Here is a 22,714-nt window from a genome sequence, read left to right as displayed (position 1 = left end):
AAGGCCGGAGCACGCCGGTCCCGCTCGGAGCCGGCCGGGGGCGGGGTCTTCTCGGTGCGGCTGGTGCTGCCGCCCTCATCGCCGCCCGTACGGGAGGAGGAGGACGAGTCCGAGGACGGAGCCGGGGAGGGGGAACGGGGCGGTGTCGCATGCGGGACAGGGGCAGGTACGGGCGACGGGCGGGGGCGAGTCCGCGCCCTGCGCGTCGGCGTTCTGCTCCGGTACGGCATCGTCCGTCTTCGGGGCAGCGGTCTCCTCGGATCCGGCGGTCAGGTCCCGCAGTCGTTCCACCAGCGTGCGGGCGTCCCGGGCGGCCCGGGTGCGTACCTCCTCGGGCAGGCGGTCCAGCGAGCGGTCGATGCGCCGGTCGAGGTCGCGCAGGCGGTCCGGGGCGCGCAGTTCCTGCTCCAGGCGCTCCTTCCCCTCGCGCCGCAGCTTGTCCGTCTCCGCGTCGTAGTCGTCGAGCACCCGGTCGACGGCCTGCGGGTCGTCCGCCGCCTCGTCGAGCCTGCTCTGCCACGCGTCCTGGCGCTCGGGGCTGCGCCGCGCCCCCTCGGGGCCGCCCTCCGAGACGGCCTTCAGACGGCGGTCGCGCTCCACCTGCGCCATCCGTTCGGCGTGCTGTCGCTCGACGGCCTGCCGCGCCGCGTCGTCCTCGGCCCGCGCGTGCCGGTCCGCCCACTGCTGCTGCTCCTCGCGCGACAGCCCGGTGTGGTCGTCACCCTCGCGCAACTTCTCCAGTCGGGCCTCCAGGGCCGCGTCGTTCTCGGTGCCCGAGCGTTCCGACCGGTCGCCGGCGGGGGTGTTGTCGCTGCTGGTCCCGTCGTGTGGCGTGGACGTCGGCTGCGGGGGCTCCTGCTGGGCGGTGCTGCCTCTGTGTATGGCGTCCAGTCTTTGCTGGAGGGCAGCCATGACGGCGTCGCTGTCCTGCTGCTGTTCGCGCGAGGACCCGGTGCGGTCGTCGCCGTCGCGCGTGTTCTCGGCGTCCGTGTCGTTCGATCGGTCGCTGGTGGTGGTGTCGCTGCTGTTCTGCGGGGGCTCCTGGGAGGCGGCGCTGCCTCTGTGTATGGCGTCCAGTCGTTGTCGGAGTTCGGCCACGACGGAGTTGCCGTCGTGTGGTGGGGGAGTCGGCTGCGGGGGCTCCTGGTGGACGGTGTCGCCCCGGTGTATGGCGTCCAGCCTTTGCCGGAGGTCGGCCACGCTGGGACCGCCGTCCTGCTGTTCCTGCGACGGCCCGGTGTGGTCGTCGCCGGTCCCGTCGTGCGGCGGGGGCGGCTGCGAGGGCCCCTGCTGGGTGGCGTCGTCCTCGTACAGGGCGGCCACCTTCTCCCGGAGGGCGGCCACCTCGGCTTCGCCGTGGAGGGTGGCCGTACGCCGTTCGTACTGGGCGTCCAGGTCGCTGCCCCGCGCCGGGCCCTCGAACCGGGCCTTCCAGGAGGCCAGTTCCTTCTCGGACGCCCCCAACTCCCGCAGGGTCGTGAGCCGGTGCGCGGTCTCCAGCTCCGCCTGGTAGTCCGCCAGTGTCTTCTGGAGCTCGTCGGGGGTCGCCGCCTGCTCCAGGCGGTCCTCCCACGCGCGGAACCGCTCGCGGTCCATGCCCGCGGCCTCGGCGTCGGCCCGCCGGTCGTCGGCCCGTCGCTTCTCCAACGCCTCGGGGGAGTGGTCGGCGCGGTCCTTCAGCTCGGCCCCGAGGGCGCCGAGCCGCTGCTCGAAATCGTCCAGCAACTGGGTCGTACGGCGCGGATCGCCGTTGAGCGCCGCCTCCTCGATGTCGAGGCCATGACGCAGCCACTCCGAACGGCGCATGCCCAACTGCGCGGCGCGTCCCTCGTATCCGCCGTCCATGTGGCGGCGGAACTGCTGGAGTCGTTCGCCGAGACCGTGCAGCGCGACGAGGTCGCTCAGCTCGCGCAGGCCCTCTGCCGCTTCAGCGTGTCTGCCCGCCCGGACGTCGTCCTGGATGCGCTCGCCGAGCCGCTGACGTGCCTCTCGGTCGACGCCCACCCGCCGCGCGTCCGCCAGCAGGGCGTCCGTCTCCCGCGTCGTGTCCGCGGCCAGCTTGCGCCGGTCGGCGGAGGACAGCCCCTCGGGTACGTCGGGAAGGCGGGCCAGTTGGCTCAGCGGGTCGTCGGTGGGGGCGCCGCTGCCGTCGAGGCGCGCCAGCAGCGCGTCGAGATCGCCGTCGGCGTCGAAGCCGTCGGGGAAGGGCAGCTCGTCCGTCGACTCCGTACGGGGAGGGCTCGGCGCGTCGTCCGTGACCGTGTCGGCCCCGTCGCTCTCGGTTCGCCCCGCGCCGGGCCGCGCGGAAGGTTCCTGCTGGGGGACGTCGGGGAACACGAGGTCGGCCTCGTCCGCGGTGGCCGGCCGGGAGCCCGGGGGGTCCTGGGGGACGTCGGGCAACGACGCGTCGAGTCCGTCCGGGTTCGTGCCGGCGGGGGGCTGTGGACGTGAACCACCGGGTGTGTTACCGGAGTTGAATGCGGCCGTCGTCGAAGCGGTCGGGGCGGGACGCTGCGGTGGGGCGGTACCGCCCGTGGCGTTGGGCGTGCCGGTACCGCCCGTGGGGCTGTACGGGAGCGCGGTCGCATCGCCCTCGGGACCCGTCACCGTACCGTCGCGGTCCGGTCCGTCCGTGCCCTCCTCCTCCAGGGCCGCGCGGTACTGCTCGCGCAGCTCGTCGACCCGTGCGGGCCTGCCGAGGCCGTCGGGCCCGCCCTCGCGGAGCTTCGCCAGCCGGGCGGCCAGGTCGGCGTCCAGGTCGTCCGGGTCCTGCTGGTTCTTGAGCCGGTCCATACGCTCCTGGAGGAGGCGGTCGGGATCGCCCGGAGCCCGGTTCCCCGGCTCGGAGTCACCGGCCCGGCCGGACGGTGAGCCGCCCGACCCGTCGCCGGACGTCTGCCAGAGGCTGCCCTCCGGTACGTCGGGGAGGTCCGCCGGCAACCGCAGCTCCTCCGGCGACCGCGGCGGGCCCAGCGGGGTGTCGGGTACGTCGGACAGGCTCGCGAGCAGTTGGTCCGGCGTCAGCGCGGCCCCCGGTACGGCGTCGGGTACGCCGGGGAGGTCCGCCGGCACGGAGTCCAGGTCCGTGAGGTCCTGCGTCAGGTTCTCCGGAACCACGTCCGGGTCCGGAACCACGTCCGGGTCCGGAACCACGTCCGGGTCCGGAACCACGTCCGGGTCCGGAACCACGTCCGGATGCGGCTGCGGGCTCGGCGGGGCGTCGGGTACGTCCGGCAGGCTGTTCAGGAGCAGGTCCAGCTCGGACACCGTGTCCGGCGGAACGGGGGACTCGGGCGAGCGAGGCCCGGGGGCAGCCGGCTCGCCGGATCCCGAGCCGGGGACGGTGCCGCTGCCGGAACCGGAGCTGTCGGTGGTGTTCGGGCGGCCGCCCACGTTCGGGGTCTCGTTCCCGTTCGGGACCTCGTTCCCGTTCGGGGTGTCGCCCCTGTTCGGGGTGGACGTGAAGTCGCCGGTGTTCGTGATGTCCGCGCCGCCGGAGCTGGTGGCGAAAGAGGGGGCGGAGGCCGTGGGCGCGCTGGACGGGGCGGTGCCCCCGTTCCCGTCGTCGTCCCCGTACAGCGTGGCGCTGTCCGAGAGGTCGTCCACGTCCAGGTAGTACAGGCTGTCGGTGTCCGACCCGGAGTCCGTGAGCGTGCGGTTGTCCGCGTCGGTCTTCGGGGTGGAACCGTCGCGGCCCGTGGGGCCGGACTCGGTGCTGGGCCGGGGCGTGGCGGTCGGCGGCGTGGGGGCGTCGGACGAGAACACCGGAGGGCGCGGCGGGGGAGCTGCCGGAGGCCCCTGGACCATGTTGTGCACCGACTGGAAGCCGTGGGCCACTCCCCGGCCCAGGACGCCGCCCATCGCGCCCGCGGCGGCCGTCCAGCCGCTGACCGTGAACTTCTTCTCCGGGCCGAAGAGCAGGTTGTACATGCCCTCGGTGACCACGGCATGGCCCGCTTCACCGGCGATCTCGCCGACGAGGTTGCCGGCGTGGAAGCCCAGGTTCCCGCCGACCGTCCGGACGAACGAGCCGGGCAGATCGTGCGAGAGCGCCCGTACGCCGCTCTCGCCCAGGTCCTTCATGAACGGCTTGAGCGCGTCGTCCAGCGCGTGGGTGAGTCCCTGCCAATCGGCTTTGCCGGCCCAGTTCTTGACCAGCGCCTCGCCGTACTCGCGGCCCAGGTTCTTGGCGGTCTCGTTACCGAGGGCGCCTCCGAGGTGCTTCTCGAAGGCGTTCGCGAAGTCCTTGACGACCTCCCGGCCGACTGCTCCGGCGACCGTGCCCCGCACGCCGTCCGCACCCAGCTGGTTCAGGGATTCGTTGGTGCGGCCCATGATGTTGCCCAGACGCTCGCCGAGCTCACGGGCGGAGTTCTCCGAGATCGTGTTGCCCGCGGCACCCGCCCCGGACCTCGTTCCGGCCCCGGCGGCTCCGTCGCCCGCACCGCTGACACCCTTGCCGAGACCGTCGCCGACGCCGCCGACACCCTTGCCGACCCCTTCGCCCAGGCCGCCCGCGCCTTTACCGGCTCCGGCTCCTGCGCTGCCTGCGCCTTTACCGGCTCCGGCTCCTGCGCTGCCTGCGCCTTTACCGGCTCCGGCTCCTGCGCTGCCTGCGCCTTTACCGGCTCCGGCTCCTGCGCTGCCTGCGCCCTTTCCGGCTCCGGCTCCTGCGCTGCCTGCGCCCTTTCCGGCTCCGGCTCCCGCGCCGCCCGCGCCCCGGCCCGCGCCCGCTCCCGCACCCTTGGCGAGCGCGCCTCCGCCCTTACCGGCTCCGGCTCCCGCGCCCTTGCCTCCGCCTGCCAGACCCTTGGCCAGCACGTTCCCGGCATCGTTGCCGAGGAGCTTGCTCAGCCCCTTGCCGCCCAGGTGGCCGAGCAACTTGCCGAGCCCACCGCCCAGCAGCGCGAACGGCCCGCCGAGGACCCCCCCGATGGCTGCGAATATCGCAGCGTTCTTGGTGAAGTCCGTGTTCCACTCCGTACGGTCACCGCGGCCCATCTGGGTGAGCTGGAGGATGCTGTCGAGCAGCAGACCACCGACGAGACCGGTGATGGTCTGCATGATGATCTGAGCCACCAGGAACTTGAGGATCAGCAGCGCCATGGCCTTGAACGCGCCGATCGCCGCGGCCGCCCAGATCTCGGACAGCCCGGCGGTCACCGGCATCAGCGCCTGGGCCAGGGCGATCTGTACGACCAGCAAGGCGAGTTGGCCGAAGATCATCCACTTCGTGTACTCGATGTCGGCAGCCGTCTTGTGCGCGTTCTTCGACAACTTCATGGCGTCCTCGTGCGCCCTGTCGAGAATGCTCTGGTTGCCGTTCGTCACCTCGACGAACTGCCGCGCGTACGTCACGAACTCCGTCGCGGTCTGGCCCTCGAAGTCCTCGTCGACGCGGCTGACGACCTGCCGCAGGAGTTCCTCGACCTCCTGGAACTTCTCGGCCATCAGCTGGTAGTCGTCGCTGACCAGCCGCAGGGAGTCCTCGTTCGCCTGCGGGAAGGGCATTCCGGTCAGGGTCTTGAGGAGTGTCGCCCACCCGTCGGGGACCTCGATGGCCATGGTGTGGTGCTACGCCTTCGGAGTACGGCCGGCTCAGCCGGCGGCGAGGTGGTTGGCTTCGTCTTCGGCGTCGTTCAGGATGATCGAGGCCGTGTTGCCGCTGATGCCGACCATCTCAAGCAGCTCGGAGAGGCCTTCGAGGCCGTAGGTGAGTCCCTTGCCCGTCGAGTCGACGAACTTGTGGTACTCCTTCGCGTACACGTCGTCCCGCCCGCCCGCCGTCCGATTCGCCACGTTGATGCGCTCGTTGAGCGTTCCCAGCTCGTTGACGATCCTCGAAATGTCACCGAACTGGGTGAACCGCCGGGGGAGATCGCCCGGAACGCTCAGGGTTCCGTCAGCCATAGAGCCCGTCCTCCTCGCCACGGTTCGCGGACGGCTTGCGGTTCTTGCCCAGCACCGTCTCGGTCAACCCCTCGGGCTGCATCGCACGCAGGGGCGCCAGCAGATCGTCCAGCTCGCCGCCGCCTCCGAAGAAGCCGTTCGCCAACTCCTCCTGGGCGCCCATCAGCGGGCGTACGGTACCGGTCACCTTCGAACTCACCTCCGCGCGCGCCGCGTTGACGATGGTCTTCAGCACCTCGGCGAGCTGGGCGGCCGGCATCGTGCGGTAGCCCTCGGAGTGGAACTTGAAGGAGACGACCTCCCCGTGGGCGTTGACCGACGCGGTCACCATCCGGTCCTTGGAGGTCGCCGACGCGGACGTCCTGGCCAGCTCCTCCTGGACCTCCTGGATCTTCTTCGTCTGCTCCGCGAGTTGGGCCATGGCCTCCGCGAGCTGCTCCTGGAACGACATCAGTTCTGCTCCTCCTCGGCCGCCGAGGGCTCCGGGGCTTTCGTAGCCCCCGGTCCTGCGACCGCTTCCAGTACATCGACCGCGCGGGACAGGTCGTCCGCGGACAGGCGCAGGGCGACGGGGCCCGTCGGGTTGAGATAGAGATCCTGGCCTTCGGGCACGAGCGCGAACGCCTCGGCGAGGGGCAGCACCCGGTGGGCGAGCGCGCCCGCCCGCTTCAGATGCTCGGGCGAGGTGAACACCGGGACCACCGCGTCCCCCTCGGGGGTGCAGGCGCTGACCGCGCCGCCGTCCGGGGCGGTCAGCACGGCCAGTTCGCCCGTGACCGCCGCCAGGGCGACGTTCTCGACCGGGCCGTAACCGGTCGCCGCGAGCTGCATGGCGGCGTCCACATCGTCGGTCGGCTCGGGCCAGCCGAGCATGCCGGGCGACGGCCGGTACGTCTCGTTGCGCTGCCACTCGGCGATCTCGCCGTCGGCGTCGGAGCGCCACTGCCCGATCACCGCCCACAAGGGCGGTTCGCCCTCTCCGCGCCACGCCGGGTCCACCATGCCGAACCAGTGTTCCGGTGCGGTGCGCGCGGCCGCACGGATGTCGTCCGGCACCGGTGGCATGGCGGTGTCCGCGGCGGCGGGTATGCCACCCGCTTCCACCCCTGGGGAACTCATCGCCCGATCACGCCCGTTCCGGCGTCGGACTCGGTGCCCCACACCTCTTCGTCCTCGGACAGCCATACGTTGGGCTGCCGGTCGTTGCCGCTGCCACCGCCCCCCGGAGCGCCGCCGCCCATGCCCATCGGCGGCATGAAGGGCATTCCGCTCCCCGTCGTGCCGAGTGCCCCGGTCCGCCCGAGGGCGCTGACCGACTGGGTGGACAACGTGCCCTGCGTCGGGGCGGCGGGGACCACCGGCAACCCCATGGCGGCACGGGCGCGGTTGCTGATCCCGCCGGACCCGCCGATCGCCTCACGGCCGGTGACGCCGTGGCCGTCGAGCGACTTGCGCATCCCGTCGGAGACGCCCTTCGAGCCGCCGAGGAGATCGTTGGAGCCTCCCTTGGAGACGCCGAAGATGTCACCGCTCGAGGTGGAGGGACGCCGCTGGGTGTTCACCAGGTCGTCCAGGGTCATGGGGTTGCGGGTCTTGAGGCTGTTGCTGGCCTGGGTGATCTGCTTGCCCTGCGGGTCGGTGATGGTCCCGTCCGCGTTGACACGGGAGCCCGGCGGAACGGTGAGCTTTCCACCGTACGCGTTGGTCAGCGGCTTGCCGTCCGCGCCGATCAGATTCCCCTGGGCGTCCACCTTGACCCCCTTGGGGACGATGATGTTCCCGTTGGAGTCGACCCGGATGCCGTTCGTCAGGTCCCCGGAGGTGGAACCGCTCGGAAGCGTCGGCCCCTTCGGAACGCTGGGCACAGGCGGGATGATCTTGCCCCCGGGGCCGAGCGTGGAGCCGGGCGGTACGACCAGGGGCTGGCCGTTGGGACCGGTGACGGGCTTGCCCCGGGCATCGGTGACCGCACCGGTCTTGGGGTCGATGCGCGATCCGGCGGGCAGGGCCACGGGCCCCGGGCCCGTGCCGGAGGTGCTGCCGCTGGGGCCGGTGACCGGGTTCTGCGCGAGGAGGTTCTTGGTGTTCGGGAGGTTGACCCCGGACGGGAGGTTGGTGCCGGAGACGCTGCCGCTCGGCCCGGTGACCGGAGGCGGGGTGCTCAGATCGATGTCCTTGCCGCTCCCGTCGGTGCCCGCACCACCACCGGTGCCGCCACCGCCCGCGCCGGCTCCGCCGAACATCTCCATGAACGTGTTGAGGACGTCGTTGGCACCGCCCGGCGCACCGCCACCGCCCGGACCCGCGGAACCGTAGAAGTCCTTCTGCTCGTCCGCCGTCAGCGAGATGGTGAACGTCGGCTTCACGATGGCGTTCGCGTCGGAGAACTTCATGGTCGCCGAACCGTATGCGTTCGCCAGGTCGGTCATCGTCTGGGAGGACGCCTGATCGAGCCCTTCCTCGACCCCGGTGATCCACCCCTGCTTCGCTCTGCTCTCGATGGCGGCCCAGTCCGGACCGCTCTTCGTCGGATCGTGGTCCGAGAGAGGGTTCTGGGTGCTCATCGTCTTCAGGAAGCTTGCATACAGGTGAGTGAACGCCATGGAGACGGGGCCGGCCTCCCTGGCCTCGATGGTGGTTCCCCCCACGGTCTCCTTCTTGCCGAACCAGTTCCAGGCGTTGTTCCTCAGTACACCTATGGTGGTCGTCAACTGCTTGTTCACTGCCTCGAGCTGCCGCTGCAGTTCGCCGTTCAGGTAGTACGAATACGTCTCCTGCAAAGAGCGTTTCACCGCTCGGAGGGTGGCCTCGAACAGCTCGGCGCTCTCCCCCTTCAGCCCCTCGTCGCCGTTCCCGACGCTTTCTGCCCAGGTGTTGAACTGGGTCGCCCAGCCGTCGGTCCAGTCATCCATGTTGTTGAGGATGGTGGCGGCTTTTCCCGTCAGCTCCGGATTGGCGTCCTTGTTCTTCCCGAACACCACCGATTCGAAAATCGGACCGGCCGCTCCGGTGAATTCGGCCAGTGCTCCGCCGTCATTACCGAAGTCGGTCCAGTTGTAGCGGAATCCGAATAGCAGGGATGTGTTGTCGAGCCTGTCGGGGAAGCTGAACGCGTAATACCCGTCCAGGTTCCATTCGTCCGCCCTGTCGGCTGCGGTGCCGGAGTGCCAGGCGCCGTTCACCACATGGACGATCCACGGCTTGGACCCCGGACCCGCCACCGCGTTCCGGTCGGGGAGCTTGGTGGTCCCGTCGTGAAACATGGCGAGGATGTCCTCCCACTTGGCCGGCATCCCGGAGGGTACCTCGACCATGGTTTCACTTTCCCTTCGGGTTCAGGATCTCGGAGAACTCGTCGAGGAGGGTGCTGCCGATGCTGTCGGAGTCGTCCTCGGCCTCCCTGTGCTTCATTTCCACGTCCCGGAGGCTGGCCGAGAAGGTGTTCAGCAACTCGATCGCCGATTCGTACCGCTGGTGCATGGAGGAGCGGTACGTCTCGAACTGGGCCTCGAGTGCCTTTGCCTGCAAGCACCTTTCGGGGTTTCCGAGACCGAGAGGAACCTTCGATCCCATGCTCAGGTAGTACGCGTTGACCGTGAGGTGACGGCGGAACGTGGGGATCTTCCCGTTCGCGTAGTCGAGATAGACACCTTCGGTCGACTGGTAGATGTCGCCAGGGATTTCACCGTCAGCCATGTTCACACCTCCACATCGGGTCGTCGGTCAGATCAGCTGCCCTGGGCGTTCTTCAGCCCGCGGCCGCCGTCCTGGTCTCCCTGGATCTGCCGGGCGTGCATGCGCTGAAGAGTCGTCTGGGCGACTCCGTACTCCTGGTTGAGCTGGACCTTGAGCTTGCTCAGCTCCTGCTGGAAGTTCTCCCAGGAGAGACGGGTCTCACCGGTCAGGGTGTCGCGCAGCGCGGTGAAGTTCTTCTCCATCCAGTCGAGCCCCTCCTGCATCTCCCTCTGGGCGTTGCCCATGTTCCTGATGGCTTCCTGAAGCGCTGAATGGCTGATCGCGACGGTCATGAAGAAACTCCTCGGGGAATGGGGTGGAAGAAGACGGTGCGGAAGGTGGCCGGCGAAGGTCAGCTGGGGTTGATCGTGCCGGCGATGCCCAGGGCGAAGGTGTTCGACTCGTCCTCGGCGTCCGCGAGGAGGTTCTTGGCCATCTTGGTGCCCTCGAGGAAGAACCGGGTGCGCTCCGTGATGCGGGCGTGCGTCTTCAGCCACTCGTCGATGCCCGCCGCGTGGGTCGCCGAGGACCTGGCCCGGTAGGCCTCGCTCACCTGGGTCTGAATCTTCCGGACCGTCTGGCCCGCCGTCTCCATGTCGCTGAGGTGCTTGTCCAGTGTCTGCAGCGTCTGGAGCATCGCCGTCTCGTCGTTGGACAGACCGTCCGACGAATTAATGTTGAAACCGGCAACATCGAACATTGAGAGTCCTCCTGGACGCTGCGGGGAACACGGTGGCACCACGGGTGCACGACGAGGCCGACCGCTTCGGGAATACCCCCTCCGGGGGCCGGCGACCATCACATTAATACGGGGTGGGGCGGCTGGGGAACCAAGGGGCTCCGGTTACCTGAGAGTTCACCTTCGCTACGGGCGTGAGCTGCGGGAATGTCGTCGTGCGCGGAGCATTCCGGCTTCCCTTTGCTCAAATCGAGCTCAATTGTCGGAGGCGGTCGCCTGCTTATCGGAAGCCACATCTTTCGTCGCTTCCACAAGTCCCTGTGCCAGGAGGGCGCTTCCGTCCAGCGCGGGCCCCGATGCCAGCATCCCGAGGACGCCCGACGGGACGGGCACGGACTGATCCGCCCGGTAGCCGAGCCGCTGGAGCCCCTTGTCCCCGCCAGGGATCGCGTACTTGGCGCCGGACGCGGTCACCAGGTAGTAGGCCGTGCCCGTGCCCGCCGAGGAGAGCGCCGTGACGAGAGCGCCGCCGTCCGGTCGCGCGGCGATCCGGTCCGCGGCCCCTGGACCCACCGTCACACCGGGCTGGTCGGACACCGCCCGGCCCGCCACCGCGTCCGCGCGGGGCAGGACGACCGAGACCGTCGGCCTGCCGTCCGCCGTGCCGACGACGGCGCACACGCCCTCGCCCGCGCGGACCGGACCGGGCTCGGGCAGGCCGGCCGGGACCTTGCCGCCGCCGGTGCCCACCAGTCGTCCGCCGCTCGCGTCCTGATGGCGTGCCAGGTCGTCGGGGCCGATCCGGGGCAGGGTGACGGCCTCTCCGGCGTAGGCGGTGCGCTGGGTGCGCGGATCGCCCTTCACCAGCGCCTCCTCCAGCGCGGTGACCCTGGTCAGCCCGCGCTCCGTCAGCAGGTAGTGGCCGCCGGGGCCGTCGAAGAGCTGACCGATCCGGGTGGGCCGCCCCGCCAGTGAGGGGCCGGCCTTGCCGCGTCCGGCCACCTCCGGCACCGCCAGATCCGGACCGGACGGCAGCGCGTTGAGGAACGCCTCCGGGACCGGGTATGCCGCGTCCGCGTCGTAACCCAGCGCCTGGACGGCGTAGTGCGCGGGGTCCAGCCGCATCCGGGTGCCGTGCCACAGCAGGTACGTGGTGTCGCCGGGGACGGTGCGGACCAGCGTGGTCAGGCCCGAGGTGACGGGCCGGCCCTCGGCGGTCAGGCCCACGCCCAGCGTGAGGAGCGGGTCGGCGGCGGCGTCGGGCCGGGTGGCGCACACCGACCAGGCGTCGCGGCTCAGCTCACCCGCCTGCGGCAGCGGGTCCGGTGCGCCGACGATGCCCAGGGTCGCGCCGCGCGGGGCGGCCTCGATGGAGGCGGGCTTGACGCTCACCACCTTCATCCGCTCACCGGCCAGCAGTTTGGCCGAGGTCTCGTTGAGGACCGGGTGGAGGACGCCGTCGACCGTGAGGTAGCGGGCGCCCGAACGCTCGTCGAGCACCAGCGTCCCGGTGGCCTTCCACGCGTTCGAGCCGCCGGGCACCACCAGTCCGTACACCGCGACGACGAGCGCCGCCAGGGCCGCGACCACGAGGCCGATCACGAAGCCCTTCGTGGTCCGCCGGTGCGGCGACTCGGGGGCGTCCGGGTCGTCCCGGAGCATGCCCAGCGACAGCCGGCTCATGACGAACATGTGCGCGTGGACCTGGTCCCGCCTGGACTGCATTCCTTGCCTTTCCGACCGGGCATCGGCCCGGCGAGCGAGGGTCCGGGGGGCCGGAGCCCCCGGCCGCCGGGGTCAACTGTTGAGGCCGCGCAGGTACCCGTAGAGGCCGGTGACGAGCAGGGCCAGCGGGACGAGGACGATGGCGAAGAGCAGATGCAGCAGATCGACCGCGCGCCCCCAGTAGGGCACCAGCCGCCTGCCGGGGAGCGTCCAGCCCGTGATCGCGAGCACCGCGGCGGCGGCCAGCAGCCCGGCGAGCAGCAGGGGCCGGGACCCGGCGTCGGCCTCCAGGACCCAGCGCACCGCCAGCAGGACGGAGCCGTAGGCGGCCGGCAGGACGACGGCGAGCCGCTGCCAGGCCCCGCCGATCGCCCGTGCGTGGGTGAACATCAGCGCGCAGAGGACCGCGGCCAGGGTGAGCGGCGCCCAGGACGTCTGGAACGCCAGCACCGTCAGGCAGCCCGCCGCCACCAGGCCGGTGGCGCCGTAGAGGCCCGTCAGGTACTGGTCGGCGACGGCGCCGCGGGCGGCGACCACCTCGTCCGGCGTGGGGTCGATGCCCTCCTGGAGCTGGCCCGTGTTGGTGGGCAGCAGCGGAACCTTCAGCCCGGACAGGCGGAACGCCAGCGACGGCAGGAAGTGTCCCAGCAGGACGACCGCCAGGATCAGCGGGGCGGCCGTGCCGGGGGCCGGGACGCCGAAGAGCATCACGGCCCCGCCGACCGCTCCGAGGACCGCGGCCAGCGCGGTGGCCAGGAACAGCGGTGCGCACGCGCCCACGGCGGCCACCGCGAGCACGGCCCCGCCGGTCGCGGCGGAGCAGCCCGCGAGGAGCCGGGCACCCAGTTCGGCGTCGGACGAGGCCCCTTGGGGCACCAGTGAGCCGGCCAGCGCGAGGAAGGGGACGGCGGCCGCCCCGAGCGAGGCGCCCGCGCCCACGTCGCCGACCGCCCGCGACGCCGCGGCCGCTCCGGCCAGCAGCAGCACCGCGGTCACCGCCGCGCAGACCGCCCGGAGCCCCGCGGGGCCGGGCAGCAGCAGGAGCAGCAGTCCGGTGGCGAGCGCGCCGAGGGCGAGCCCGGTCATGAGGTGGTGCGACCACACCGGCCGCCAGGAGTCGGCCCGTTCCCGCAGCCTGCCGGAGAGCCCGTCGACGAGGTCGTCGTAATGGATCTCGGGGAGCGCGTCCCCGCGCAGCCGCAGATGGACCGTTTCGCCGTCGCGCAGGCCGAGGTCGCCGAGCGTCCTCTCCTCGTCGAGGGGCTCCTGGCCGAGGCGCTGGAGCACCCATCCGCCCGCCTGCGCACCGCGCTCGTACAGGTCGGTGCCCCCGTGGTCGACGATGGTCGGCAGGAGGTCGGCCAGCACGATGTCGGACGGGACGGCGAGCTCGACGGAGCGGTCGGGCGTCATCACCGTGAGACGGCACAGGAGTGCCGCGGATATGTCGGTCAAGCGCGTTTCATCGCCTTCCAGGACGGTGGTCGACGCGGTCAGATTGATCACATTAACTTGTGTGTGCAGTCTGTAGGTTGTGGGGTGCCGCCCGGGATCGACGGTTCCGCTTCGCCCGTTCCCCCGGATTCTCCGGCTGTTCCACCGGCGTTCACCCCCCCTGTCACCTCGCGGTACCGCACGGCACCCGCCGGCATCCCTCATCAGGAAGGCGATTCCCTTTGAGCGTGGTCCTCTTCAAGAGGCCTCCCCGGCGTCTTGGCCCCGAGATGCCCCACGGCGAACTGAGCCTCCAGGAGCCGCCGTCGGTGCCGGAGCCGCAGAGCGCCATGGGCAACATGATCACGTACATGCCGATGGCGCTCAGCTCGCTCGGCATGGTGCTCATCTTCCTGCGCCCCGGCAGCGGCGGCGGCCCCATGATGTACGTCGCCATCGGCCTGATGGCCCTCTCCGCCGTCGGCATGCTGCTCTCGCAGATCGTCCGGGCCTCCGGGGACCGCAAGCGGGCGCTGCTGGGTGAACGGCGCGACTACATGCGCTACCTGGCGATCAGCCGCAGGCGCGTCCGCAAGGTGATCAACCAGCAGCGTGAGGCCCAGGCGTGGGCGCACCCGGACCCCGAGTCCCTGTGGAGCCTGGTGCCGACGTCCAGGCTGTGGGAGCGGCGGTCCGCGCACGCGGACTTCGCCGAGGTGCGGATCGGCGTGGGCGAGCAGCAGCTGGCGACCAAGCTCACGCCCCTGAGCACCAAGCCGGTCGAGGACCTGGAGCCGCTGTCCGCACACGCCCTGCGCCGCTTCATCAAGGCGTACGGCACCGTGCCCGACCAGCCAGTCGCGGTCTATCTGCGGACCTACGCCCGTGTCCTGCTCCAGTCCGGGGCACAGGACGCGCACGCGATGGTGCGCGCCCTGCTGGCCCAGCTCAGCGTCTTCCACGCGCCGCGGGACCTGCGGATCGTGGTCCTCGCCGACCACGACCGGCGCGACGCCTGGGAGTGGGTGAAGTGGCTGCCGCACAGCCAGCACCCGACGGAGGTCGACGGTGGCGGGCCCGTACGGCTCGTCACCGACTCCGTCCTGGGCCTCGAATCGCTGCTCGGTGACGAACTGACCGGTCGGCCCCCCTTCGAGCCGGACGCGGTGCCGAGCACCGAGGAGCCCTACTGCGTCGTGGTACTGGACAGCGCCCGGACGCCCGAGGATTCCCGCCTCGCCACCGACGGCTACCGCAACACCGTGACGCTGGACGTCTCCGGATCCCTCCCCTGGAAGCCGTTCCGCCACACGCTGCGGCTGCGGATCACCGGGCGGCGGCTGGAACTCGTCGGCACCGACCGGTCGGGCAGGGAGACCACCACCGCGCTCGGCAGCCCCGACGCGCTGAGCCCCCGGCGGGCCAGGGCGCTGGCCGCCCTGATGTCCCCCCGGCGGATGGGCGTCACCACGGACAACGGCGAGGCGCTCACCTCCGACGTGCAGCTCACCACCCTCCTCGGCCTCCCGGACCTGCACACCGTCGACCTGGACGCCGTACGCGACGAACGCGGCGAGCGGGCCAGGCTGCGGGTGCCGCTGGGCCTCGCCGGCGACGGCAGCCCGGTCGAACTGGACATCAAGGAGGCGGCGCAGGGCGGCATGGGCCCGCACGGCGTGCTGATCGGCGCGACGGGCTCCGGCAAGTCCGAACTGCTGCGGACCCTGGTGCTGGCGCTGGCGCTCACCCACTCCTCGGAGAAGCTGAACTTCGTCCTCGTCGACTTCAAGGGCGGCGCCACCTTCCTCGGCCTGGAGGACCTGCCCCACACCTCGGCCGTGATCACCAACCTCGCCGACGAATCCGCCCTGGTGGACCGCATGCAGGACGCCCTCCACGGCGAGCTGATGCGCCGCCAGGAACTGCTGCGCAGCGCCGGAAACTACACCTCGGCGTACGAGTACGAGACCGCGCGGGCGGCGGGCGCCGCGCTGGAACCGCTGCCGACGCTCTTCGTCGTCGTCGACGAGTTCAGCGAACTCCTCTCCTCGCACCGCGACTTCATGGACCTGTTCGTCATGGTGGGCCGGCTGGGCCGCAGCCTCGGCGTCCACCTGCTGCTCGCCTCGCAGCGGTTGGACGAGGGCCGCATGACCCAGCTCGAATCCCACCTGTCGTACCGGATCGCCCTGCGCACCTTCTCCTCGATGGAGAGCCGCGGCGTCCTCGGCGTGCCGGACGCCTATCAGCTCCCCTCCGTTCCCGGCAGCGCCATCCTGAAGAAGGACACCGGAACCCTGGTCCGGTTCAAGGCCGCGTACGTCTCCGGGCCCTACCAGGGCGTCCGCAGGGTCGCCGCCGCGGCCGTCGCCGGGCAGGTCGTCCCGTACCGCACGGAGTGGACCGCGCCCCGGCTCCCCGCCCCGGCTCCCGACCCGGAGCCGGTGGCGCAGGAGGAGGCGAGCGAGGAGACCCTGCTCGCGCTGGCCGTCTCCCGGATGCGGGAGGGCGGCAGGCCCGCCCACCAGGTCTGGCTGCCGCCGCTGGACAGGCCGCTGTCGCTGGACACCCTGCTGATGGGCGTGGCGCCGCATCCCGAACGGGGTCTGACCGCCCTCGATCCGGACCTGCACGGCAGGCTGACGGTGCCGGTGGGCATCATCGACCGGCCCTTCGACCAGGCCCGCGAACCCCTGATCGCCGAGCTGTCCGGCGCGGGCGGGCACGTCGGTATCGCGGGCGGCCCGCAGAGCGGCAAGTCCACCCTCGTACGCGACCTGATCATGGGACTCGCACTCACCCACACCCCGCGCGAAGTCCAGTTCTACTGCCTGGACTTCGGCGGCGGTTCGCTCGGCGTGCTCCGCGACCTGCCGCATGTGGGCGGGGTGACGGGCCGGCTCGACCTGGAGCGGGTGCACCGCACCCTGGCCGAGGTGCACGCGCTGGTGGCCCGGCGCGAGAAGCAGTTCGCCGACGAGGGCATCGACTCCATGGCGACGCTGCGCACCCGCCGCGCCGCCGGGGAGCTCCCCGACGACCCGTACGGCGACGTGTTCCTCGTCGTCGACGGCTGGGGCACGATCCGCCAGGACTTCATGGAGGTCATGGACACCGTCTCGGCGTTGGCGGTCCGGGGGCTCAACTACGGGGTTCACCTCATCGTGGCGGCGAGCCGCTGGGCGGAGATCCCCACCGCCCTGCGCGACCAGCTCGGCACCCGCTTCGAGCTGCGGCTCGGCGACAGCATGGACTCCATGATCAATATGCGGGCCGCCGCGACCATCCCGAAGGCGCCCGGCCGCGGCATGACCGAGACCAAGCACCACTTCCTCACCGCCCTGCCCCGGCTGGACGGCGGCGACAGCGCCACGGACCTCGGCGCGGGCGTCGCGGACGCGGTGGCCCGGGTGGCCGAGCACTGGCAGGGCCCGTCCGCGCCTCCGGTCCGTACGCTGCCCGGAGTCCTGGACCCCGCCGAGCTGCCCGACGCCGAGGTCGGCGCGGACGGCGACCTGCGCGTGCCGCTGGGTCTGGAAGGGGGCCAACTGGACGTCATGTGGCACGACTTCGCCCAGACCGCCCACCTCGTGGTGGTGGGCGACGCGGAGACCGGCAAGACCAACCTGCTGCGCGCGGTCTGCCGCGCGATCACCGACCGCTACACCCCCGACGAGGCGCGGATCCTGCTGGTCGACTACCGCCGCGGGCTGCTGGAGAGCATCCCCGAGTCGCACCGGCTGGGGTACGCGGTCTCCGTGGACGTGCTCAAGCAGGCGGTGGAGGGCGTGGCGCGGGCCATGAAGGAGCGCCTGCCCGGCGCCGACATCTCGCCCGCCCAGCTCAAGCGGCGCGACTGGTGGACCGGCCCGCGGGTCTTCATGGTCGTGGACGACTACGACATGGTCTCCGGCGGCACCATGAGCAACCACTTCGGACCGCTGCTCGACCACCTCGCCCAAGGTGCGGAGCTGGGCCTGCACCTGATCGTGGCGCGCAGCGCCAACGGTGCGGCACGGGCGATGAACGACTCGCTGCTGCGCCGGCTGATGGAGGTCAACACGCCTGCGGCGCTGCTCTCCTGTCCGCCGTCGGAGGGCTATCTGTTCAACGACACCAAGCCGAAGCAGCTCCCGCCGGGCCGGGCGCAGCTGATCACCCGCAGGGGAGTGGTCCAGGTGCAGACCCCGCTGCTGCCGGACTCGGTGGAGGAGGAGGCGTAGGCGGGGCGGCGGAGCCGGGCGAGGGCCGTCCGGCCGGGGTCCGGCGGTCCCGGCGTCCCGGCGCAACGGCTGCCGGGGTCCGGCGGTCCCGGCACAACGGCTGCCGGGCGGCGCGCTTCCCGCCGGGCGGCCCGGCGTTCGGCTTGACGACGCGTCCCGCGCGCCCGGCGCTCACTCCGCCGACGCGGCCGGCCCCCCGGTCCCGCCCGCTCGCCACCCGCGGCGGCGGCCCCGAGGCAGGACGACCGCGAGGAACGCGACCAGCAGCGTGACCGCGACCGCCCCGCCCACGACGGCCAGCGCGTGGTCGCGCGCGGTCGGCGGGTCGAGGGGCGGAACCGCATGGGCGGCGGAGGCGTTCCGTGTGCCGGACGAGGGCGGGGGCGAGGCGTGCTCCTCGGGGAGCACGGCGGAGAGCGCCCGCACCGGATCGACGACCCCGAAGCCGGCCTCGGGGTCCGGGGCGTCGCCCGCGGCCCCGTACGCGGTGGCCTCCAACCGGTGCGCGACCTGTTCGCCGCTCAGCTCGGGGTGGTACGCGAGGACCAGGGCCGCCGTACCGGCCACGAACGCGCCGGCCACGGCGTCGCCGCCGCCGGTGAACTGCCCTCCACCGCCCGGCCCCGGACCCGTCACCGAGACGCCCGGCGCGCTCAGCCTCGGCTGCGTCCGCCGCCCCGGCTCCGCGCCCCGCGGGTCCGGTTCGCCTCCGGGCCCCACCGACGAGACCGCCAGTACTCCGGGCAGCGCCGCCGGGTAGACGGGCCCGCTCTCCGCCCGCGCGGCCCCCGGACCACCCTCCCACTCCCGCGCCGAGGCGGGCGCCACCACCAGCGCCCCCGCCTTCCGCGCGGCGGCTACGGCGTCCTCCAGCTTCCGGGGCGCGGACGGAACGGCCAGCGCCACGTGGATGATCCGCGCTCCGGTGGCGGTGGCCGCCCTGATCCCGTCGGCCAGTGCCTCGGGCGTGGTCAGGCCCCCCTTGTCGGTGGCCCGGACCGCGATCACCCGTGCCTCCGGGGCGACCCCGGCCGCGGCGAGGCCCTCCTGCCGTTTGCCCGCGACGAGTCCGGCGAGGAACGTCCCGTACCCCACGCAGTCGTCCCCCACGGTTCCGCCGGCCACCACGTCCCGGCCGCCGGTGACCCGGCCGTCCAGCGCGGGCACCCGGCGCGTGTCCGCCCCGGTGCTGACGACGGCGACCTTCACCCCGGCGCCCCGGCTCAGCTCCCAGGCCCGGCCGATGCCCAGGAAGCTCTGCGCCCAGGGGACCCGCGCCGATTTCTTGGCCGACCTCGCGGTGCACGGGCGGCCGTCCGCGACGGTGGCGCTCACGCCCGGCAGCGAGGGGCTGTCCTCGTCCCCCGGTGCCGCGCCCGCGGGGGACGCGGCGTGGGGTATCAGGAGCAGGGCCGCCAGAACCGCCGGTCCGAGGGTGCGGGACACCGAGGACCTCGAAGATCGCATGGGCCGATGGTAGCGACGTTCCGCCCGCCGCCGGAACCCGCTTCCGGAGCCTCCGGGACGGGGTGGTGAAGCCACCCGGAACCCGACCGCGATGGCGGTCGACCTGCGGTAACAGGCATGATGGGAGCAGCAGTTTCCCTTGCCCTACATGTCGCGCGTCTCCGCCCCGTACCTACGGCGCAGGGGGTCCGGGAGGTCGAACGTGTCACGCCAGATGCTCATCGTCGCCGCCGACGGGACGGGCGATCACCGCACCGTCGCGGAGGCCGTCGCCAGGGCCCGCGCCGGGGCGGTCATCAGCATCGCTCCGGGACGGTACGAGGAGTGCGTGACGGTCTCGGCGGCGATCACCCTGATCGCCGCCGAGGGGCCGGGGACGGCGGAGCTGGCGCCCCGGCGCGGCACGGCGCTGACGCTCACCGGCGACGCGGTGATGGTCAGGGACCTCGTCCTGCGCGGGCACGACGACGAACTCCCCGTGGTGGACGCGCCGCGCGGAGAGCTGGCGGATGGACCGGTGCGACATCCACGGGTCGGCCTGGTCGGCGCTCTACGCGCGGGAGGGCGGATCGCTGGGGCTGCGGCAGTGCCGGATCAGCAACCCGGCGGGCGCGGGCGTGGTCTCCACCTCCACGGCCGAGAGCCTGCTGGAGAAGTGCGTCGTCGAACACCTCGGGACCTCCGCCCTGGTGGCCGGTGAACGGGGCCGGATCACCGCGCGGTTCAGCGAACTGAGGGACACCAAGGGCAACGGCGTCCTCACCAACGGACAGGCCCACGTCCTCCTGGAGGAGTGCGCGATATCGGCGACCGGCAAGCCGGGTGTCGCCGTCGAGGAGGAGAGTTCGGTCCGGATGGTGCGCGGCACGGTCCGCAAGGCCGCCGTCGGGGTGTTCGTGAACACCACGGGACCGGTCGTCCTGGAGGACGTCATGGTCAGCGACTCCACCGGCCACGGGTTCGTCCTGGGCGGCGGCAGCTCCCCGACCCTGACCCGGTGCGGCACCGAACGGACCGGCGGACACGGCCTGTTGGTGGCCGAGCGCAGTCGCGGCACATTCGGGAGCTGTACGTTCACGACCGCCGGCGAACCCGCCGTACGCGTCACCGGCTTCTCCTCCCCGGTGCTGACGGACACGGTCGTCCGGGACGCCAAGGGGACCGGAGTCCTGCTCGACGAGGACTCGTCCGCCGAGTTCGACCGCCTGGAGGTGCACGACAGCGGCGGCAGCGGCATCGTGATCCGCAGCGGCGCCAACCCGCTGCTGCAACGGGCCATCGTCGCCGGGGCGGCCGCGCACGGTGTCGAGATCGTCAAGGACGGACGGGGGCGTCTGGAGGAGTGCGTCGTCGAGCGGTCGGGCGAGTCGGCGGTCCATGTCTCCGGGCACGGCAATGTGTTCGTGGGCAAGGGCCGGCTGAGCTCCTCCACCGGGGCAGGCGTCCACATCGGGGCGCTCGGCACACTCACCCTGCGGGACACCGCGGTGGAGGAGTCCGGCGGCGCGGGCGTCCACATCGAGGCCGAGGGCGAACTGGCAGCCGTCCGCGCCGTGGTGACCGGCGCCGCCGAATGCGGCGTCCGGGTGTCCGCCGGGGCCCGCGCCTCGCTCAACGGCTGCGAAGTGACCGGCTCGGGCGCCGACGGCATCCGCGTGGAGGGCCCCGACGCCGTGACGCTGACCGGCTGCACGGTCCGCGCCAACCGGGGCAGCGGCGTGCGCCAGACGGCGGCCGGCGACCGGCTCGCGGTCGAGGGGCTGGTCAGTGCGGAGAACGGCGCCCCGGACGCCTGGGGCACCGCGGAGCAGGCGGCGGCCGCAGGGGACGGGCGGCTGCCCGGCGGCGCCGCCCCCGTGGCCGAACCGCCGCCCGGCACGGGCCCGGTGGCCGAGCTGGAGTCGCTGATCGGCCTCGAGGAGGTCAAGCAGCAGGTGCTGACACTGATCAACCTCAACCGGATGGCGCAGCGCAGGGCCAGCATCGGGATGCCCGCCCCGCCGATGAGCCGCCATCTGGTCTTCGCCGGCCCGCCCGGCACCGGCAAGACCACCGTCGCCCGGCTGTACGGCTCCATCCTGGCCTCGCTCGGCGTGCTGCGCTCCGGCCACCTGGTGGAGGTCTCGCGCGCGGATCTGGTGGCGCAGATCATCGGTGGTACGGCGATCAAGACCACCGAGACCTTCACCAGGGCGCTGGGCGGGGTGCTGTTCATCGACGAGGCGTACACCCTCCTCTCCGACGGCGGCGGCAACGGCGCCGACTTCGGGCGGGAGGCGATCGACACCCTGGTGAAGCTGATGGAGGACCACCGCGACGACGTGGTGGTCGTGGCGGCCGGCTATCCGAAGGAGATGACCGAGTTCCTGGCGTCCAACCCCGGCCTCGCCTCGCGCTTCACCCGCAACGTCGAGTTCAGCGACTACACCTCCCAGGAGCTGGTCACGATCGTGGAGCGGATGTGCACCGGCCACCGCTACGAACTGGACCCGGCGGCACGGACCGCTCTCGTCACCCGCTTCGACCGCATTCCCCGCGACGCGGGCTTCGGCAACGGCCGTACCGCCCGCAAGGTCTTCGAGGAGATGGTGGACCGGCACGCGTCCCGGCTCGCCGCCCTGGCGGAGGCGGACGAGCGGCAGCTCACGCTGCTCACCGCACAGGACGTGGGCGTCCCGGCGGGCGGCGCGCAGGAGAACGAGGAGAAGGAGGACCCGCTGCTGCGGCTGAACAGCCTGGTGGGGCTCGCGTCCGTCAAGCGCGAGGTGGGCGACCTGGTCCATCTCCTCGCCGCCGCCGGCCGGCGCAAGGCGGCCGGTCTGCCCGCGCCCCGGATCAGCAACCATCTGGTCTTCGCGGGCCCGCCCGGCACCGGCAAGACGACCGTGGCCCGGCTCTACGGCGAGCTGCTGGCCTCGCTGGGCGTGCTGCCGCGCGGCCAGCTCGTCGAGGTCTCCCGCGCCGACCTGGTGGGCCGCTACGTCGGGCACACCGCGCAGCTGACCCGCGAAGCCTTCGAACGGGCCCTGGGCGGCGTTCTGTTCGTCGACGAGGCGTACACCCTGACCCCGCACGTGCCCGGCGGCTCGGCGGACTACGGCCAGGAGGCGGTGGAGACGCTGCTGAAGCTGATGGAGGACCACCGCGACGAGGTGGTGGTGATCGCGGCGGGGTACACCGCGGAGATGGACCGGTTCCTGAACTCCAATCCTGGCCTCGACTCCCGCTTCCCGCGCCGGGTCGAGTTCCCCGACTACTCCTCGGACGAGCTGGTCACGATCGTCTCCATGCACGCGGCGGACAACGGCTACGCATGCGCCCCCGGCACGGCCGAAGCGCTGCGGGCCCACTTCGACGCCCTGCCGCGGGGCGCGTCGTTCGGCAACGCCCGGCTGGCCCGCCAGACGCTGGAGCGGATGATGACCCACCAGGCGGGACGGCTGAGCAGGGTCGCGGAACCGAGCCTGGACGACCTGCGGCTCCTCCACCCCCAGGACCTCGTCCCGCGCTGAGCGGTTCCCGGCCCGTACGCCCGCCGAGC

General features: G+C 72.2%; 12 protein-coding genes and 1 pseudogene. 2 read left to right on the top strand and 11 right to left on the bottom strand.

From position 1 onward, the window contains the following. Positions 1-75 precede the first annotated feature (75 nt). The 10 genes from QFZ71_RS09005 to eccD form a co-directional block, all read right to left on the bottom strand. Positions 76-5,565 (bottom strand): hypothetical protein, encoded by a 5,490-nt coding sequence (locus QFZ71_RS09005; protein WP_307667737.1) that lies wholly within the window; start codon positions 5,563-5,565, stop codon positions 76-78. A gap of 33 nt (positions 5,566-5,598) precedes the next feature. Next, entirely contained in the window at positions 5,599-5,910 is a 312-nt protein-coding gene (locus tag QFZ71_RS09000) for a hypothetical protein (protein WP_307667736.1), read from the bottom strand. Beyond that, positions 5,903-6,361: a YbaB/EbfC family nucleoid-associated protein gene (locus QFZ71_RS08995; protein ID WP_307667735.1), complete on the bottom strand. Its 459-nt coding sequence runs from the start codon at positions 6,359-6,361 to the stop codon at positions 5,903-5,905. Before QFZ71_RS08995 ends, QFZ71_RS09000 begins: the two co-directional genes overlap by 8 nt. After that, on the bottom strand, positions 6,361-7,029 hold the full coding sequence (locus QFZ71_RS08990) for a type VII secretion system-associated protein (protein ID WP_307667734.1): 669 nt from the start codon (positions 7,027-7,029) through the stop codon (positions 6,361-6,363). The genes QFZ71_RS08995 and QFZ71_RS08990 overlap by 1 nt, the downstream gene beginning before the upstream one ends. Next, positions 7,026-9,224, bottom strand: coding sequence for a hypothetical protein (locus QFZ71_RS08985; RefSeq protein WP_307667733.1), 2,199 nt, complete (start codon positions 9,222-9,224; stop codon positions 7,026-7,028). Before QFZ71_RS08985 ends, QFZ71_RS08990 begins: the two co-directional genes overlap by 4 nt. A gap of 4 nt (positions 9,225-9,228) precedes the next feature. Continuing rightward, positions 9,229-9,606 carry a hypothetical protein gene (locus tag QFZ71_RS08980; protein ID WP_307667732.1) on the bottom strand — a complete coding sequence of 126 codons (378 nt, stop codon included), beginning with the start codon at positions 9,604-9,606 and terminating at the stop codon, positions 9,229-9,231. A gap of 32 nt (positions 9,607-9,638) precedes the next feature. Continuing rightward, on the bottom strand, positions 9,639-9,938 hold the full coding sequence (locus QFZ71_RS08975; RefSeq protein ID WP_307667731.1) for a hypothetical protein: 300 nt from the start codon (positions 9,936-9,938) through the stop codon (positions 9,639-9,641). Positions 9,939-9,997: 59 nt separating this feature from the next. Continuing rightward, positions 9,998-10,345 (bottom strand): hypothetical protein, encoded by a 348-nt coding sequence (locus tag QFZ71_RS08970; RefSeq protein ID WP_307667730.1) that lies wholly within the window; start codon positions 10,343-10,345, stop codon positions 9,998-10,000. 234 nt (positions 10,346-10,579) lie between these two features. Further along, on the bottom strand, positions 10,580-12,049 hold the full coding sequence (gene eccB, locus QFZ71_RS08965) for a type VII secretion protein EccB (RefSeq protein WP_307667729.1): 1,470 nt from the start codon (positions 12,047-12,049) through the stop codon (positions 10,580-10,582). A 72-nt stretch (positions 12,050-12,121) separates the two neighbouring features. Beyond that, a complete protein-coding gene (gene eccD, locus QFZ71_RS08960) occupies positions 12,122-13,504 on the bottom strand; it encodes a type VII secretion integral membrane protein EccD (protein WP_307667728.1) in 1,383 nt (460 codons plus the stop codon). A gap of 269 nt (positions 13,505-13,773) precedes the next feature. On the opposite strand from eccD, the gene eccCa reads away from it, so the two are divergent. After that, positions 13,774-17,706: a type VII secretion protein EccCa gene (gene eccCa, locus QFZ71_RS08955; RefSeq protein WP_307671380.1), complete on the top strand. Its 3,933-nt coding sequence runs from the start codon at positions 13,774-13,776 to the stop codon at positions 17,704-17,706. 171 nt (positions 17,707-17,877) lie between these two features. Here eccCa and QFZ71_RS08950 read toward each other — a convergent pair whose 3' ends face one another. Next, the gene (locus tag QFZ71_RS08950; RefSeq protein ID WP_307667727.1) at positions 17,878-19,173 is read right to left on the bottom strand and encodes a S8 family serine peptidase; all 1,296 of its coding nucleotides are present in this window, start codon (positions 19,171-19,173) and stop codon (positions 17,878-17,880) included. Positions 19,174-19,375: 202 nt separating this feature from the next. Here QFZ71_RS08950 and QFZ71_RS08945 point away from each other — a divergent pair. Next, positions 19,376-22,685: pseudogene (locus QFZ71_RS08945) on the top strand (right-handed parallel beta-helix repeat-containing protein). The last annotated feature ends 29 nt before the right edge of the window (positions 22,686-22,714 follow it).

It is taken from the genome of Streptomyces sp. V2I9, assembly GCF_030817475.1.
In the GTDB taxonomy this organism is placed as follows: domain Bacteria; phylum Actinomycetota; class Actinomycetes; order Streptomycetales; family Streptomycetaceae; genus Streptomyces.
The sequence above is the reverse complement of the archived record's forward strand: the minus strand, read 5'-3'. Positions and strand labels throughout refer to the sequence as shown.

What these genes read in the sequence shown, in the direction of transcription:
- QFZ71_RS08975 (WP_307667731.1), bottom strand. Translation starts at nt 9,938, where the DNA reads ATGACCGTCGCGATCAGCCATTCAGCGCTTCAGGAAGCCATCAGGAAC.
- eccCa (WP_307671380.1), top strand. Translation starts at nt 13,774, where the DNA reads ATGCCCCACGGCGAACTGAGCCTCCAGGAGCCGCCGTCGGTGCCGGAG.
- QFZ71_RS08980 (WP_307667732.1), bottom strand. Translation starts at nt 9,606, where the DNA reads ATGGCTGACGGTGAAATCCCTGGCGACATCTACCAGTCGACCGAAGGT.
- QFZ71_RS08970 (WP_307667730.1), bottom strand. Translation starts at nt 10,345, where the DNA reads ATGTTCGATGTTGCCGGTTTCAACATTAATTCGTCGGACGGTCTGTCC.
- eccB (WP_307667729.1), bottom strand. Translation starts at nt 12,049, where the DNA reads ATGCAGTCCAGGCGGGACCAGGTCCACGCGCACATGTTCGTCATGAGC.
- QFZ71_RS08985 (WP_307667733.1), bottom strand. Translation starts at nt 9,224, where the DNA reads ATGGTCGAGGTACCCTCCGGGATGCCGGCCAAGTGGGAGGACATCCTC.
- QFZ71_RS09005 (WP_307667737.1), bottom strand. Translation starts at nt 5,565, where the DNA reads ATGGCCATCGAGGTCCCCGACGGGTGGGCGACACTCCTCAAGACCCTG.
- QFZ71_RS08995 (WP_307667735.1), bottom strand. Translation starts at nt 6,361, where the DNA reads ATGTCGTTCCAGGAGCAGCTCGCGGAGGCCATGGCCCAACTCGCGGAG.
- QFZ71_RS09000 (WP_307667736.1), bottom strand. Translation starts at nt 5,910, where the DNA reads ATGGCTGACGGAACCCTGAGCGTTCCGGGCGATCTCCCCCGGCGGTTC.
- QFZ71_RS08990 (WP_307667734.1), bottom strand. Translation starts at nt 7,029, where the DNA reads ATGAGTTCCCCAGGGGTGGAAGCGGGTGGCATACCCGCCGCCGCGGAC.
- QFZ71_RS08950 (WP_307667727.1), bottom strand. Translation starts at nt 19,173, where the DNA reads ATGCGATCTTCGAGGTCCTCGGTGTCCCGCACCCTCGGACCGGCGGTT.